This is a genomic window from Streptomyces sp. NPDC005496 (genome assembly GCF_042872045.1).
GTDB lineage: Bacteria > Actinomycetota > Actinomycetes > Streptomycetales > Streptomycetaceae > Streptomyces.
On the sequence record NZ_JBIAJQ010000011.1, the window covers coordinates 66,251 to 79,848 of the forward strand.

Genomic DNA, 13,598 nt, shown 5'->3' on the forward strand with positions numbered 1-13,598 from the left:
CGTGGTGGCCCACGGCGGGCACCCACCCCCGCCCCGAGCCTCCGGTGCCCCGGATGGGTGCCCGTCCTTCGTGCCCGCAGGTGACCGTCCGGCGTGGGAGCGGCGGCCCGGGGCGGCCGGACGCGCATCCTCGACGCACGCGACCGGCGGACCCGCCGGTCACAGCCGTGCGGGAGGAAAAAGCCGTGCCGACACGCACCACCGTCCGCAGGACGTCCCGGACCCTCACGGCGGCGGCCCTGCTGGCCGCCGCCGTCGGATGGGGCGTCGTGGGGGAGCCCGCGGCGAGCGCCGAGCGGCGCGCCCCGGCCCCCGGCGGTTCCGCCCCCGCCACCCTGTGCGCGCAGGCGGGCACGCTGAAGGGCGAGAACGGCCAGCGGGCCTCCGTGAACCTGTGCGCGAGCAGCGGTGGTCCGACCATGTCGGTGTCGGCCCCGGCGACCTGCCGCCGGGCCGGCACGTCCGTCGCGTACGCCTGTACGACCTCGGGCAGCTGGACGGCGCGGCGCGCGGGCGAGACCGTCGCCTCCGGGACGCTGCCCGGCGGACGCGACTACCCGGGGCCCGGCACCTACGACATCAGCGGCGAGGTGCACGTCCGCTCGACACCCGCGGGTGTCGACCTGCGCGGCCGGGTGCACGCCACGCTGACCCTGTCCGGGCCGAAGGCCGCGCCCACCCACCGCATCGACGTCGACCGGGACTCGCTGCGCGCGGGCTCCACGACCACCGTGACCTACACGGTCGCGCGGGAGAGCGAGCAGGGTGACGGCAGCGCCCGCTTCGGGCTCATCGGCGAGGAGGGGTCCGGGGTGGAGCTGACGACGTCGGATCCCCGCTGCGTCAACCCGCTGACCGGCCGCTATCCCTCCACGGAGCGGAGCATGCACGCCCTGGACTGCGCCCTCACCGAACTCCAGCCGGGCCGGCCCGACACGGTCGTCGTCCACGTCTCCTTGCCCGAGTCCTGCTCCACGGTCGTCTCCAAACTGGGCTACTGGATGCCGCAGGGCCAGGCCGTCTACACGGGCGGCATGCTCGTCGGGCCCACGCTCACCTGCGCGGACCGGCGCTCCGCCGCCGGGGTCGGACGGGACGGGTGAGCAGGTCGAGCGCCCGCTCCCAGCGGAATTCCCCGCGTCCGCCGTCCTCCCCCGGCGCGCCGTCGTACGGGTCACCGAACCGGACGCCCATGCCGCCGAGCCGTTCGACGCTCGCGCGGTAGGCGGGGTGGGCGGCGAGCGCCTCGTTCACACAGGGCAGGACGGATATGGGCACGCCGAGACCGTACGCCTCGCACAGGGTGCCCAGGGCCAGGGTGTCGGAGATGCCGCCGGCCCATTTGTTGACCGTGTTGAAGGTGGCCGGTGCGACGGTGACCGCGTCGGGGGCCGGGAACGGGCGCGGGTCGCCGGGCGAGCGCCAGGCGGAGCGGATCGGGCGGCCGGTCCGCTGCTCGGCGTCCGCGGTGTCGAAGAAGCCGAGCGCCTGCGGGGTGGCGATGACGCCGACCTCCCAGTCCCGCAGGGCGGCGGTGATCAGCGTGCCGACGTCCGCGGCGACACCGGCGGCGCAGACGACGACGTACAGGAAGGGCTTCTCGGCGCGTTCGCTCACCCGAGCACCCTAATGACCCGGGTCCTGACGTCCGGATCCGGTCGGCGTAGCGCGGTCCGGAGCGGCACATCGCCGATGGCGGCCGGTCCGGACGGCCGGAGCTAGCGCAGGGGCAGGGTGTCCGCTCGTTCCGTCTCCGGGCGGGGGCCCCTGATCCGGCGCTCGGCCTCCTCGATCCGCACGTCGTCGATGCTCGCCTCGCGGCGCGTCATCAGGCCGTGCTCGTCGAACTCCCAGAGCTCGTTGCCGTACGAGCGCCACCACTGGCCGTCCGCGTCCCGGGACTCGTACTGGAAGCGCACGGCGATCCGGTTGCCGTCGAAGGCCCAGAGGTCCTTGCGCAGCGCGTACTCGTGCTCCCGTGCCCACTTGGCGGTCAGGAGCTCGACGATCTCGGCGCGGCCCCGCACGAAGGTGTCGCGGTTGCGCCAGACCGAGTCCTCGGAGTACGCGAGCGAGACCCGGTGCGGGTCGCGGGTGTTCCAGGCGTCCTCGGCCGCCCGGACCTTCTGTGCGGCGGTCTCGCGGGTGAAGGGCGGAAGCGGTGGACGGTCGCTCATGGCGTCCTCCTCGGGGCGGGGCGCGGACGCCCACGATATAGAGAACGGCCGTTCTCTCGATGGCTGCTAACGTAGAGAACGGTGGTTCTCACGTCAAGGAGCGGACTTCGGATGGACAGCACGGCCGCCCGTGAACAGGCAGTGGCCCTCGCCCGGGACCAGGCCCTGGACGCGGCCGAGGAGTTGTTCTACGGCCGCGGTATCCAGGCCGTCGGCATGGACGACGTGCGCGGCACCTCCGGCGTCTCGCTCAAGCGGCTGTACCAGCTGTTCCCGTCCAAGGAGCTGCTGGTCGAGGCGTATCTGGAGCGGCGTGACGTCCGCTGGCGGCGGCGGCTGGCCGAGTACGTCGACCGTCGGGAGGACCCGGCCGAGCGCGTCCTCGCGGTCTTCGACTGGCTGGAGGGCTGGTTCGCCGAACCCGGATTCCGCGGCTGCGCGTGGATCAACTCGTACGGCGAACTGGGCGCCACCTCGCCGCGGGTGGCCGCGCGGGTGCGGGCGCACAAGCAGGCGTTCAAGGGCTGGCTGGCGGCGCTGGTGGCCGACGCGGGGCGGCCGGCGGCCCTCGCCGAACAGGTGTACCTGCTCGCCGAGGGCGCCATGGTCACCGCGGGCGTCGAACAGAGCACCGCGCCCGCCGCGCACGCGCGCGAGGCCGCCCGCGCGCTGCTCAACTCCCGGCCGTAGGACATGGATCGCGGACGGGTCCGGGACGTCACGCGGGTGTCGGACCGTCAGGCCCCCGACACCGTGATGGCGCTCACGGGACAGGCCCGTGCGGCCTCGCGCACCATGGGGTCACCCGCGCCGTCCTCGCGGCCGGGGACCAACTCGCCGAATCCGTCGTCGTCCTGGGTGAAGACGCCGGGGGCGGCCAGGGCGCACTGCCCGGCCCCGATGCAGACGTCCCTGTCGATGGTGATGTCGTAGTCCATGCCCGAAGCCTCTTACCAGGTCACGGGGAGTTCCAGCATCCCCTGGATCGTGTCCCCCGGTTTGAAGGGGATGTCCTCGGCCGGGGCGGCGAGCCGCAGTGTGGGGAAGCGCTCGAAGAGGGAGCGCAGGGCGATCTCCAGCTCGGCCCTGGCCAGGTTCTGCCCGAGGCACTGGTGGATGCCGAAGCCGAACGCGACGTGGTGCCGGGCCGGGCGGTGCCAGTCCAGGGCGTCCGGGGTCCCGAAGGCGTCCGCATCGCGGTTGATGACGGAGGTGGAGAAGACGACGCCCTCGTCGGCCCGGATCGTCGCCCCGGCCACCTCGATGTCCTCGGTGGCCACCCGCAGCAGCCCGTCGGCGATCGAGAGATAGCGCAGCAGCTCCTCCACCACGTCCGGCCACAGCGCGGGTAGGGCGCGGAGTTCGGCCAGCCGCTCCGGGTGCCGCAGCAGCGTGAAGGTGCCCAGCGAGATCATGTTCGCCGTGGTCTCGTGGCCGGCGACCAGCAGGAGCGTGGCCAGTCCGAGCAGTTCGGTCCGGTCGAGCGTGCCCTCGCGCAGCCTCTCCTGGACGAGTTCGTCGAGCAGCCCGTCGCCGGGATTTTCCAGCTTGCGGTCGATCAACGCGCCGAAATAGGCGTCGAGTCGGTCGCGGGCGGCCTGGATGTCGGCCGCACCGGGGCCGCGCAGCAGTCTGCGGGACTCCTCCTCGAAGAAGTCGTGGTCGGCGTAGGGGACGCCGAGCATGGCGCAGATCACGGTCGAGGGCACGGGCAGCGCGAAGGCGTCCACGAGTTCGGCGTCGGGACCCTGTTCCGCCATCCGGTCCAGCAGCCGGTCCACGGTCTCCTGGATCCGGGGACGCAGCTCGGCGGTCCGCTTGAGGGTGAAGCGCGGCACCAGCATGCGGCGCTGCGTGCGGTGTTCGGGGTCGTCGACGCCGAGCAGGGCGACGCGGCGCGTGCGGGAGGCGGCGAACCGCTCCGTCGGCGCGGGGAACGCGGGCAGGGTGCGGTCGGACGACAGGCGCGGGTCGGCGAGCAGTTCACGCGCCTCGGTGTGGCCGGTGACGAACCAGACGTCACGGCCGTCGTACAGCGATATCCGCGACAGGGGCCCCGCCTCGCGCAACGGCTCGTAGGCGGCGGGCGGGTGGTAGGGGCAGGTGCGGTCCTGGGGGAAGGCGACGGGTTCTGTCATGAGTGACCTCGCAAGCGACGGTTCGCTCTTGCCGATCATCATTAGATGCCCAGGGCATCTACAGGGCCACGCGAAGTTCGGCCAGATGTACCTGCCACGCGATCTGGCTGAACCCCTACCGTGCGGGCGGTCCCGCGCCGGGCGGCAGCGGCCGTCCCGGGACCGGGTCGAACCGGCCCGGCCCGAGGGCCGGGACCGGTTCGGTCAGGGGTCAGGCGGGGGTGATGTTCTCCGCCTGCGGGCCCTTCTGGCCCTGGGTGACGTCGAAGGTCACCGCCTGGCCTTCCTGGAGCTCACGGAAGCCGCTCGCGTTGATGTTGGAGTAGTGCGCGAAGACGTCCGGTCCGCCGCCGTCCTGCGCGATGAAGCCGAAGCCCTTTTCGGCGTTGAACCACTTGACGGTTCCGCTGGCCATGCTGTGCCCTCCGGTTGAGATCGGGACCCGCACCGCGCGGGCCCCAGAGGTGATCGACCTGGTCGACCGCACAGCAAAGCGCCCGCGCCGGAGCGCGGGCAGGTACGGCGAACCACGACATCTGGCAGCGACGCTACACGGCGGAACCGGCGCCCACCAGAGAGCAATGGGACATGATCCGGACGGCGCGTCGCGCCGACGCCGCCCGGACCCGCCCCGGTCCGGTGCCGGCGACGCGTCCCCGGCCGGGCTCAGGGCCGTCCGGGGGCGTGACCGGCGGGCCGGGCCGGCTCGAAGGCGCGGGCCACGGAGAGGCTGTCCTCGTACACGTGGTGCCGGGTGACCAGCCCGTCCTCGACGGTGAGATGCAGGGCGAACCTGGCCCGGTACTCCCGTCCGGTGGCCGCCGCCGTCTGGCGGATCTCGCCGAGCACGACCGCGTCCCCGCCGTCGACGAGGACGCGCTCGATCGCGGTGGCCGCCGCGCCGGGCCTGTGGTGCGCGGCCAGCTCGCGGTAGTGGGCGGCGGCGTCGGCGCGCGTGGAGCGGTGGCGGATCCAGGGGGTCGCGGACCGCCCGTGCTCGTCCTCGGGCCAGCTCAGCTTCCAGTCACCCCGTTCGGCGTACAGCCCGGCGATCCGCTCCGGGTCCCCCTCGCCGATCCGGCGCAGCAGTTCCTCGACGACGGTGCGCGTGGCGGGGGTTCGGCCGTTGGCTGCGGACATGGCGGGACTCTCTCATCTCTACCGGTTCCGACCGGGGCTGCGGCGGCGTGACGACGGGTCCACCGTGCCCCGTCCGGCCGACACCGTCGGTTACCCCCGAGGTAGGGGCCTGGTTGATTTGCGCGCGAACCGGTGTTGAATCTTGACTGGACGACACCAGTACAACGCGACGATGGGACGGAAGACATGCCTCTTGAGGGTGAGTACGAACCCAGCCCGGAGCAATGGGTGCGCGACCAGGTGGAGTTGTACGAGAGTTCGGGCGGCACCAAGGGGACGACCCTCGGGAACACGGGCCTTCCCGTCATCATCCTCACCACCCGGGGCGCCAAGAGCGGCAAGATCCGCAAGACCCCGCTGATGCGGGTGGAGCACGACGGGCGCTACGCGGTGGTCGCGTCCCAGGGCGGCGCGCCCAAGCACCCGGTCTGGTACCACAACCTGAAGGCCGACCCGCGCGTGTCGCTGCAGGACGGCCCCGCCCTCCACGATCTGACCGCGCGTGAGGTCACGGGCGAGGAGAAGGCGGTCTGGTGGGAGCGCGCGGTCGCCGCCTATCCGCCGTACGCGGACTACCAGAAGCAGACCGACCGCGCCATCCCGCTGTTCGTGCTGGAGCCGACCGACTGAGCCGGACGGCCGCACGGGAGTGACCCGTACGGGCGCCGGTCCGCACGGGTCACCGCCGGTGTCCTACGGCCCGCGCGGGCGTGCGGGACCGGCGCCGCATGATCCGCCGCCTCCGGGGGCACCCGGACGTCAGGCCCCGCCGCGCTCCCCCGTCGCGGCGGGGCTTTCCGTCGCGCTCCGGCCCGCGGCCTCCCGGGCGGCCCGCGCGTCCGTCACGTCGAGGAATATCTGGTCGGCCTCCGGCACCAGCCGGGCGACGGAGCGCTTGATGCGGACGGCGACGTCCTCCACCTCCTCGCTGTCGAGCCCGGGGACCAGGTCGACGCGGGCGGCCACCAGGGTGGAGTCCAGGCCCATCTTCATGGTGAGGAGCGCCTCCACGCTGTCGATCTCGGGTTGGGCGTCCAGCACGGCGCGGATCCGGTCGCTGAGTTCCTCGTCGGCGGCCTCCCCGACGAGCTGGGCGCGCGCGTCCCGTCCCAGCCAGTAGGCGACGCAGACGAGCAGCGCCCCGATGGCCAGCGAGGCGGCGGCCTCCCACACGACCTGGCCGGTCACCATGTGGAGCACCATGCCGATGATCGCGAACGTCACACCGAGCACCGCGGTGCCGTCCTCGGCGACGACCGTCCGCAGGGCGGGGTCGCGCAGCCCGCCGCCCTGCTTGTGCACCTGGTGCAGCGCCCGCACCAGGGAGGCGCCCTCCGCCAGCAGGGCCACGCCGAGGACCACCAGGCCCGTCACATAGCCGGAGAACGACTCCTCGGCTCCGTTCCTGAGTGCCTCGACGCCCTGGAAGACGGAGAAGCAGCCGCCCATCACGAAGATCCCGACGGCCGCGAGCAGGGACCAGAAGAAGCGCTCCTTGCCGTACCCGAACGGGTGGCGCCGGTCCGCGGGGCGCCGGCTGCGCCGCAGGGCCGCGAGCAGGAAGACCTCGTTCAGGCTGTCGGCGACGGAGTGCGCCGCCTCGGAGAGGAGCGCGGGCGAACCGGAGACCAGACCACCCACCGCCTTGGCGACGGCGATCAGGAGATTGGCGCCGAGCGCCACCAGGACGGTGATGCGCGTCTTGCGGTCGGAGCTGGTCGGTTGTTGCGTCGAGTCGTTGGCCACAGGCCCCGGATGCCCGAGCCCGGCCCGCTCACACAGTGGCGTCGGCGGAAATCGGGGAACCCCTCCACCGAGGGCTCACGCGGACGGCGGCGGGCGGAGAGGAGAGGCGTGATGGGCGAGGACGGGTCGAACGCCGACTACGGCAAGAAGGAGTTCAAGCGCTCCGGCAGCCACTTCACGGACCGCGTCACCGCCGACGGACGGGACGGCTGGCCCGTCGAGGCCGGACGCTACCGGCTGGTCGCGAGCCGGGCGTGCCCCTGGGCGAGCCGCGCGCTTGTGTCACGGCGCCTTCTCGGGCTGGAGGACGCCGTGTCCCTCGCCGTCGTGGACCCGATCCAGGACGACCGGAGCTGGCGGTTCACGCTGGACCCGGACGGCCGCGACCCCGTCCTCGGCATCCGCTTCCTGAAGGAGGCCTACGAGGCCCGGGAGAAGGACCATCCGGGCGGGGTGAGCGTGCCCGCGCTCGTGGACGTGCCCAGCGGCAGGCTGGTCACCAACGACTACCAGCGGCTCACCCTGGACTTCGCCACCGAGTGGACGGACCTGCACCGCGAGGGGGCGCCGGACCTGTATCCGGCGAAGCTGCGCGACGAGATCGACGAGGTCATGGCGGGCGTCTACGACGACGTGAACAACGGGGTGTACCGGGCGGGATTCGCGAACCGGCAGGAGCGGTACGAGGAGGCGTGCGCGGGTGTCTTCCGGCGGCTGGAGTGGCTGTCACGGCGGCTGGCCGAACGGCGCTACCTCGTCGGGGACACGATCACCGAGGCGGACATCCGGCTGTTCACGACGCTGGTCCGCTTCGACGCGGTCTACCACGGCCACTTCAAGTGCAACCGCTGGAAGCTCGCCGAGGACCGGGTGCTGTGGGCGTACGCCCGCGATCTGTACCAGACGCCCGGGTTCGGCGACACCGTCGACTTCGACCACGTCAAACGGCACTACCACCAGGTCCACACCGGCATCAATCCGACCGGGATCGTGCCGCTGGGCCCGGATCCGGCGGGCTGGCTGACGCCGCATCACCGCGCGGAACTCGGCGGCCGGCCGTTCGGCGACGGGACGCCGCCGGGACCGGTGCCCGAGGGTGAGGAGGTGCCCGTACAGGGGCGGCCCTGATCACCGAAGACCGCGTCGACCGACCCCGGCCTGCGTATTCGCCGCGGATAGGGACACACGCCAAGTGTCCGGCGACACCCCGGAGGCCGGCCGAAGGCAACAAGGAGAACCACATGTCGAAGAAGACGAAGAAGAAAACGCTCCCCCTCGCCTACAAGCCCGTCGGGTTCGTGCTCGGCTGGGCGGGAGGTGCGCTGGCGGGCAAGGCGTTCCAGACCACCTGGAAGGCGATCCGCCACGAGGACAACGCGCCGGACGCCCTCGACAAGGACCGCGGCTGGGGCGAGGTGCTGCTCGCCGCCGCGGTGCAGGGCGCCATCTTCGCCGTCGTCCGCAGCGCGGTGGACCGCACGGGCGCGAAGGCCATCGAGCGCTCCACGGGCGTCTGGCCGACCGACGACAAGACCGGCCGGGACTGAGCCGGAGCGGCGCACGGGCATCCGGCATTCCGGTGCCGGTGCCGTCCGGCGGCGGTCCTCGGACCGCCGCCGGCGCTCAGCCCTGCTTGGGGGCCGTGGCCGGGACGAGCCGCAGGGTGAAGGAGTGCCCGGCCGGATCGCTGTAGCCGCGCTCCTCGTACGGACCCGAGGCGTCCTTCGTCTCCAGCGGACGCCCGCCGAGGCCCACGACCCGGCGCTCCGCCTCGTCGAGGTCGTCGACGTGGAAGTCCAGGTGGGCCTGGAGCGAGTTCTCCGGGCGCGGCCAGCTCGGCGGCGTCGCCATCACATCGCGGCGGAAGGCCAGCCGCAGCCCGTCGGGGGCCTTGATCTCCACCCGGTTCGCGGTCGCGTCCGTCTCCTCGGCGTCCAGCAGTTCCTTGTAGAAGGTGGCGAGCTTCTCCGGCTCGGCACAGTCCAGCACCACGACGCCTGTCACTACCAGTGCCATGCTTCCTCCGTACGGTCGGGGCGCGGGCGGCGGTGCCACCTGCTGCCATACGCTCCCCGGGTACCCCCCGCCCGACGGAATCAGTCGGGCACCGACGACCTTGCCCGGTACATGTATTGACACTTCGTCAGGTCTGTACGCGCGTCCGCACCGCCGACAAGTCCCGTTCACGGGAAGGGAGTCGAGGCCGCTCTCAGCCCGTGATCTCGGCGAGGCGCGCCGCGACGGCGGCGAGGAGCAGGTCGAGCGCGGTCGGGTAGGCGCTGCGCCGCATGGCGGCGACCAGGTGCCCCGCGGTCGCGGCGATGTGCGGGTGGGTGCCGGAGGGCAGCCTGGCGTACGTCCGCCGCCACACTCCGACATCCGCCTGTCGCGCGGGCGCCGGGAGGGCGGCGCTTCCCGCGTCGAGCGCGCCGAAGGCCAGCGCCTGGTCGACGAAGGCGTGGTAGACGCGCACGGCCTCGGCGTCCGGGAAGCCGGCCCCGCGCAGGACGCCCAGGATCGTCTCGACGGCCTAGATCTCGTGGACGCGCCCGGTCACCCGGTACGCGCTCAGCACCGCAGCCTGGGGATGCGCGAGCGCTCCCGCGTGCATCCGCAGTCCGAGGTCGCGCAGGTCGGCGCGCCAGTCCCCGCAGGGCCGCCAGGTTCGCATGCTGCGGCCGATCAGCTCGTCGGCGATCGCGAGCAGCAGGTCGTCCGTGTCCCGGAAGTAGCGGTACAGGGCGCTGGGATCGGCGCCGAGGGCGCGGCCGAGCCGGCGGACGGTGAGGGCGTCGGCGCCGTGCTCACCGAGGAGCCGCAGCGCGGTCTCGACGATGAGTTCCTCGGACAGGACGACACCCGACTTGGTGGGGCGCCTGCGCCGCCTGGCGGCGGGCGGGACGAGGCGGTCGGTCATCGGCTCCTCCTGACGGCGGCCGTACGGGGACGGACGGGCGCCGTCGACCGGCGTACGCGCACCTTATGTCAACACCGTTGACCTGTTGCGGGGCCGGGCAGTTGCATGGGCCGTCACCGGGCCGTTCCCGGGCCGCGGGGTCCCGCACCGGTCACGGCACCGGCGCCGGAGGCCCCGCGGCCTCGCGCCCTCGACCCAAGGAATCAGGACCATGCGAGCTGACATCATCTTCATCGGCGGCCCCGTCTTCACCCCCGGCGGCGGCCGGGCGAGCGCCGTCGCGGTGACCGGCGACCGGATCACCGCCGTCGGGGGCGCGGAACTCGCCGGGCTGCGGGGGCACGGGACCGAGGTCGTCGACCTGGCGGGCAGGCTGCTGCTGCCCGGCTTCCAGGACGCCCACGTCCATCCGGTCCCGGCGGGACTGGAGTCCACCCGGTGCGACCTCACCGGCACGACCACCGCCAAGGACACCCTCGCCGCCGTCCGTGCCTACGCCGACACGCATCCCGACCGGGAGTGGATCACCGGCGGCGGCTGGTCCATGGAGGCGTTCGAGGGCGGCACGCCGACCAGGCAGCTGCTCGACGCCGTCGTCCCGGACCGGCCCGTGTACCTGCCGAACCGGGATCACCACGGCGCCTGGGCCAACAGCAGGGCGCTGGAGCTCGCGGGCGTCACCCGCGACACCGCCGACCCGGCCGACGGACGGTTCGAGCGGGACGCGGCCGGCGAACCCACCGGCATGCTCCAGGAGGGGGCCATGCAGTACGTCGGCCGGCTCGCCCCGGAGGCCACCGCGGCGGACCGGCTCGCGGCGCTGCTGCACGCCCAGCGGACCCTGCACGCGTTCGGGATCACCGCGTGGCAGGACGCCCTGGTCGGCTCGTTCCTCGGTATGGACGATCCGGCGGACGCCTATCTGACGGCGGCCCGCGACGGTTCACTGACCGCGCGCGTGGTCGGCTCCCTGTGGTGGGACCGCGAGCGCGGCGCCGAGCAGATCCCCGAACTCGTCGAACGGCGGGCGGCCTTGAGTCACGGCCGGTTCCGCGCCTCCACCGTGAAGCTGATGCTCGACGGGGTCGCCGAGACGGGCACCGCGGCACTGCTCGGCCCCTACTTGGACAAGTGCGGCTGCGCCACCGCCAATCACGGCACCAGCTTCATCGACGCGGCCCGACTGCCGTCCTACGTGACCGAGTTGGACGCGCTCGGCTTCCAGTGCCACTTCCACGCGCTGGGCGACCGGGCGGTACGCGACGCGCTGGACGCCGTGGAGGCGGCCCGCTTGGCCAACGGGGACACCGGTACCCGCCCGCACCTGGCGCACCTCCAGGTCGTGCATCCGGACGACGTGCCGCGCTTCGCACGCCTCGGCGCGACGGCCACCGTGCAGCCGCTGTGGGCCGCCCACGAACCGCAGATGGACGAGCTGACCATCCCCTTCCTCGGCCCCGAGCGGGCGGCCCGGCAGTACCCGTTCCGCTCGCTGTTGCGGGCCGGGGCGCGGCTCGCCGCCGGCAGCGACTGGCCGGTCAGCAGCCCCGATCCGCTCCAGGGCATTCACGTCGCCGTCAACCGCGTGCTGCCGGGTGCGTCCGGGCCGGTCTTCCTGCCGGGCGAGCGCCTGACGCCGACGGCCGCGTTCACGGCGTACACCGCGGGGTCGGCGTACGCCAACCACCTGGACGACACGGGGAGCGTGCGGGCCGGGGCTCTCGCCGATCTGGTGGTGCTGGACCGCGACCCGCTCGCCGGGCCGCCGGAGGCGATCGCCGAGGCCCGGGTGGCGCTGACGTACGTCGGCGGTGAGCGGGTCTTCGCGTCCCCGGACGCCTGAGGGTCTCGACGCCGGCCGCGCGGGACCGACGGGCGGGGCTCACGCGCGGCGCAGGATCCGGTTGGCGCCGGCGGCGGCCGTGGTGGCGAGCAGCCAGCCCAGGCAGATCAGCAGCACGGCCGGCCACTGGAGCGCGCCGTCCGGACTGAACGCCCGTTCCTGCCCGAAGTCCACGAGCGGCAGGAGCAGGTCCAGGGTGTAGACGGCGGGCTGGAAGCGGGGTGGCCGGCCCGGGTCGAGGGGCTGGGGCGGCCACCGGGAGAACAGCAGGGTGCCGCTGACCATGATCGCGGCCAGCCACCACACCGCGCGCATCGGCCGGTAGCCGTATCCGACCGTCACGTCCTGGAGCCGGCTCCACACCCGGCCCGGCCAGGGCAGGGTGGCGCGCAGCCGGGTCTGCTTGGCCAGCTGCACCGTACGGGCGTCGGCGTCGTGCCCGTGTTGCCGGTACACGGAGGCGAGCTGCTCGTAGGGCTGGGGGGTGAAGCCCTGGGGGTCGCGCGCCAGCAGCGGAAGCCGCCCCCGGGCGGGGAGTTGGGGCAGCAGGCTCTCGTACACCACGCCCTCCATGCGCACCCCCTCGGGCCAGCCGTCGGGGGTGCCGCGCAGCACGGTGACCCGGGTGTGGCTGAGGTCGACGGTGCCCCGCGCGGGCGGGGCGAGGCCCAGGGTGAGTTCGGAGGCGGTGGAGCGGCGGCTGGTGAGGGCGGGGCGGCCGGCCGGTACGTCGACGCGGGCGTCCGCGAAGGACACCTTGCTGCGGACGGTGATGTTGCTGAGGGCGAGTCTGCCGCGTGCGGTGAAGCCGTCGCAGCAGTTGAACTCGGCGCCCACGTCTATGCCGTGGGCCCGCAGCGCGGTTTCGTGCCCGGCGCCGAGTGAGGCGCCCTCGAAGAGCACGCCGCCGCCCACCCGCGCGTCGCACAGGTCCACGATGCCCTCGGCGACCAGACCGCCCCGGCCGTTCAGGTCACCGCCTATGTGCAGCCGGTTCGCCTTGAGCACGGTCCCGGCGGGGTTGCCGAGCACGGCGCGGGTGAGCACGACGCTGCCGCGTACGGAGGTGTCGCGCAGGTCGGCGCAGCCGTCGACGCGCAGCCCGGTGCCGGCCTGGATGTCGCCGCCCACGGTGGCGCACAGGAGTTGGAGGGCGCTCTCGCCACGCCGCTCGCCGCGTCCGGTCAGGTGGCTGCCCTCCAGGTGCAGGGTGCCGCCGATCGAGGCGCCGTACAGGTCGGTCGGGCCTTCCACCCGGCAGCCGCTGATCTCGCATTTCCAGCCGGTCGTCAGGCCGACGGCGGACAGGCCGGGCAGGGAGCAGCCGCGCATCTCCAGTGCGCCCAGCGAGGCGCCGTCGAGGCAAGGGGCCTGCGTGAAACGGCAGTTGTGCAGGCGCAGGGTCCCTCCGACGACGGCTTCGGCCAGGTCGAGCCGGCCGGTCACGCGCACATCGCGCAGCCGGAGGCGGGCCAGGTGTCCGGGCTCGGGCGGCGGCGGGGCGATCAGCAGCCTGCGGACGGCCGCCGCCCGTACCTCTCCGCCGTCCGCATACCACTCCCCCCGGCGGAAGGCGGCCCACATGCTCCGCTCGTTCCGGCTCCACTCGCTGGGCGCGAGACTGCCCGACACGTCAA

15 protein-coding genes and 1 pseudogene are annotated in these 13,598 nt (G+C 73.4%); 6 read left to right on the top strand and 10 right to left on the bottom strand.

Annotated elements, in window-relative coordinates:
* Positions 1-185: 185 nt before the first annotated feature.
* Positions 186-1,103, top strand: a complete 918-nt coding sequence (locus ACFYQQ_RS29885; RefSeq protein ID WP_356241490.1) for a hypothetical protein — start codon at positions 186-188, stop codon at positions 1,101-1,103.
* Here the strand turns inward: ACFYQQ_RS29885 and ACFYQQ_RS29890 are convergent.
* Both ACFYQQ_RS29890 and ACFYQQ_RS29895 read right to left on the bottom strand, forming a co-directional pair.
* Positions 1,054-1,617 carry a flavoprotein gene (locus ACFYQQ_RS29890; RefSeq protein WP_355786628.1) on the bottom strand — a complete coding sequence of 188 codons (564 nt, stop codon included), beginning with the start codon at positions 1,615-1,617 and terminating at the stop codon, positions 1,054-1,056. The two genes, ACFYQQ_RS29885 and ACFYQQ_RS29890, sit on opposite strands and share 50 nt — an antisense overlap.
* A gap of 101 nt (positions 1,618-1,718) precedes the next feature.
* Complete coding sequence (locus ACFYQQ_RS29895) at positions 1,719-2,177, bottom strand: nuclear transport factor 2 family protein (RefSeq protein WP_355786630.1); 459 nt, start codon at positions 2,175-2,177, stop codon at positions 1,719-1,721.
* A 111-nt stretch (positions 2,178-2,288) separates the two neighbouring features.
* Between ACFYQQ_RS29895 and ACFYQQ_RS29900 the strand changes: the two genes are divergently transcribed.
* Complete coding sequence (locus tag ACFYQQ_RS29900; RefSeq protein WP_355786633.1) at positions 2,289-2,867, top strand: TetR/AcrR family transcriptional regulator; 579 nt, start codon at positions 2,289-2,291, stop codon at positions 2,865-2,867.
* A gap of 47 nt (positions 2,868-2,914) precedes the next feature.
* Here ACFYQQ_RS29900 and ACFYQQ_RS29905 read toward each other — a convergent pair whose 3' ends face one another.
* From ACFYQQ_RS29905 to ACFYQQ_RS29920, 4 genes are all read right to left on the bottom strand, one after another.
* Complete coding sequence (locus tag ACFYQQ_RS29905) at positions 2,915-3,115, bottom strand: ferredoxin (protein WP_355786636.1); 201 nt, start codon at positions 3,113-3,115, stop codon at positions 2,915-2,917.
* 12 nt (positions 3,116-3,127) lie between these two features.
* Entirely contained in the window at positions 3,128-4,315 is a 1,188-nt protein-coding gene (locus ACFYQQ_RS29910) for a cytochrome P450 (protein ID WP_356241493.1), read from the bottom strand.
* 211 nt (positions 4,316-4,526) lie between these two features.
* Positions 4,527-4,730 (bottom strand): cold-shock protein, encoded by a 204-nt coding sequence (locus ACFYQQ_RS29915; protein WP_004979083.1) that lies wholly within the window; start codon positions 4,728-4,730, stop codon positions 4,527-4,529.
* Positions 4,731-4,981: 251 nt separating this feature from the next.
* On the bottom strand, positions 4,982-5,455 hold the full coding sequence (locus tag ACFYQQ_RS29920) for a nuclear transport factor 2 family protein (RefSeq protein WP_356172692.1): 474 nt from the start codon (positions 5,453-5,455) through the stop codon (positions 4,982-4,984).
* A 186-nt stretch (positions 5,456-5,641) separates the two neighbouring features.
* Between ACFYQQ_RS29920 and ACFYQQ_RS29925 the strand changes: the two genes are divergently transcribed.
* On the top strand, positions 5,642-6,085 hold the full coding sequence (locus ACFYQQ_RS29925; protein ID WP_355796117.1) for a nitroreductase family deazaflavin-dependent oxidoreductase: 444 nt from the start codon (positions 5,642-5,644) through the stop codon (positions 6,083-6,085).
* A gap of 129 nt (positions 6,086-6,214) precedes the next feature.
* Here the strand turns inward: ACFYQQ_RS29925 and ACFYQQ_RS29930 are convergent, their stop codons facing one another.
* Positions 6,215-7,201, bottom strand: a complete 987-nt coding sequence (locus tag ACFYQQ_RS29930) for a cation diffusion facilitator family transporter (RefSeq protein ID WP_356172689.1) — start codon at positions 7,199-7,201, stop codon at positions 6,215-6,217.
* 111 nt (positions 7,202-7,312) lie between these two features.
* Here ACFYQQ_RS29930 and ACFYQQ_RS29935 point away from each other — a divergent pair, with 111 nt between their 5' ends.
* Positions 7,313-8,329: a glutathione S-transferase C-terminal domain-containing protein gene (locus tag ACFYQQ_RS29935; protein ID WP_355794147.1), complete on the top strand. Its 1,017-nt coding sequence runs from the start codon at positions 7,313-7,315 to the stop codon at positions 8,327-8,329.
* A gap of 113 nt (positions 8,330-8,442) precedes the next feature.
* Positions 8,443-8,748 (top strand): DUF4235 domain-containing protein, encoded by a 306-nt coding sequence (locus tag ACFYQQ_RS29940; protein ID WP_356172683.1) that lies wholly within the window; start codon positions 8,443-8,445, stop codon positions 8,746-8,748.
* Positions 8,749-8,824: 76 nt separating this feature from the next.
* Here ACFYQQ_RS29940 and ACFYQQ_RS29945 read toward each other — a convergent pair whose 3' ends face one another.
* Together ACFYQQ_RS29945 and ACFYQQ_RS29950 are read right to left on the bottom strand one after the other, a co-directional pair.
* The gene (locus tag ACFYQQ_RS29945; protein ID WP_355792594.1) at positions 8,825-9,217 is read right to left on the bottom strand and encodes a VOC family protein; all 393 of its coding nucleotides are present in this window, start codon (positions 9,215-9,217) and stop codon (positions 8,825-8,827) included.
* A gap of 193 nt (positions 9,218-9,410) precedes the next feature.
* Positions 9,411-10,118: pseudogene (locus tag ACFYQQ_RS29950) on the bottom strand (TetR/AcrR family transcriptional regulator).
* A gap of 211 nt (positions 10,119-10,329) precedes the next feature.
* Between ACFYQQ_RS29950 and ACFYQQ_RS29955 the strand changes: the two are divergent.
* Complete coding sequence (locus ACFYQQ_RS29955) at positions 10,330-11,961, top strand: amidohydrolase (protein WP_356172677.1); 1,632 nt, start codon at positions 10,330-10,332, stop codon at positions 11,959-11,961.
* Between the two features lie 39 nt (positions 11,962-12,000).
* On the opposite strand, the gene ACFYQQ_RS29960 is transcribed toward ACFYQQ_RS29955, so the two are convergent.
* Positions 12,001-13,593, bottom strand: coding sequence for a hypothetical protein (locus ACFYQQ_RS29960; protein ID WP_388905812.1), 1,593 nt, complete (start codon positions 13,591-13,593; stop codon positions 12,001-12,003).
* Between the last annotated feature and the right edge of the window lie 5 nt (positions 13,594-13,598).

Coding starts and splice junctions, on each gene's coding strand:
- ACFYQQ_RS29920 (WP_356172692.1), bottom strand. CDS start 5,455: ATGTCCGCAGCCAACGGCCGAACCCCCGCCACGCGCACCGTCGTCGAG.
- ACFYQQ_RS29925 (WP_355796117.1), top strand. CDS start 5,642: ATGCCTCTTGAGGGTGAGTACGAACCCAGCCCGGAGCAATGGGTGCGC.
- ACFYQQ_RS29895 (WP_355786630.1), bottom strand. CDS start 2,177: ATGAGCGACCGTCCACCGCTTCCGCCCTTCACCCGCGAGACCGCCGCA.
- ACFYQQ_RS29940 (WP_356172683.1), top strand. CDS start 8,443: ATGTCGAAGAAGACGAAGAAGAAAACGCTCCCCCTCGCCTACAAGCCC.
- ACFYQQ_RS29955 (WP_356172677.1), top strand. CDS start 10,330: ATGCGAGCTGACATCATCTTCATCGGCGGCCCCGTCTTCACCCCCGGC.
- ACFYQQ_RS29900 (WP_355786633.1), top strand. CDS start 2,289: ATGGACAGCACGGCCGCCCGTGAACAGGCAGTGGCCCTCGCCCGGGAC.
- ACFYQQ_RS29905 (WP_355786636.1), bottom strand. CDS start 3,115: ATGGACTACGACATCACCATCGACAGGGACGTCTGCATCGGGGCCGGG.
- ACFYQQ_RS29915 (WP_004979083.1), bottom strand. CDS start 4,730: ATGGCCAGCGGAACCGTCAAGTGGTTCAACGCCGAAAAGGGCTTCGGC.
- ACFYQQ_RS29935 (WP_355794147.1), top strand. CDS start 7,313: ATGGGCGAGGACGGGTCGAACGCCGACTACGGCAAGAAGGAGTTCAAG.
- ACFYQQ_RS29945 (WP_355792594.1), bottom strand. CDS start 9,217: ATGGCACTGGTAGTGACAGGCGTCGTGGTGCTGGACTGTGCCGAGCCG.
- ACFYQQ_RS29910 (WP_356241493.1), bottom strand. CDS start 4,315: ATGACAGAACCCGTCGCCTTCCCCCAGGACCGCACCTGCCCCTACCAC.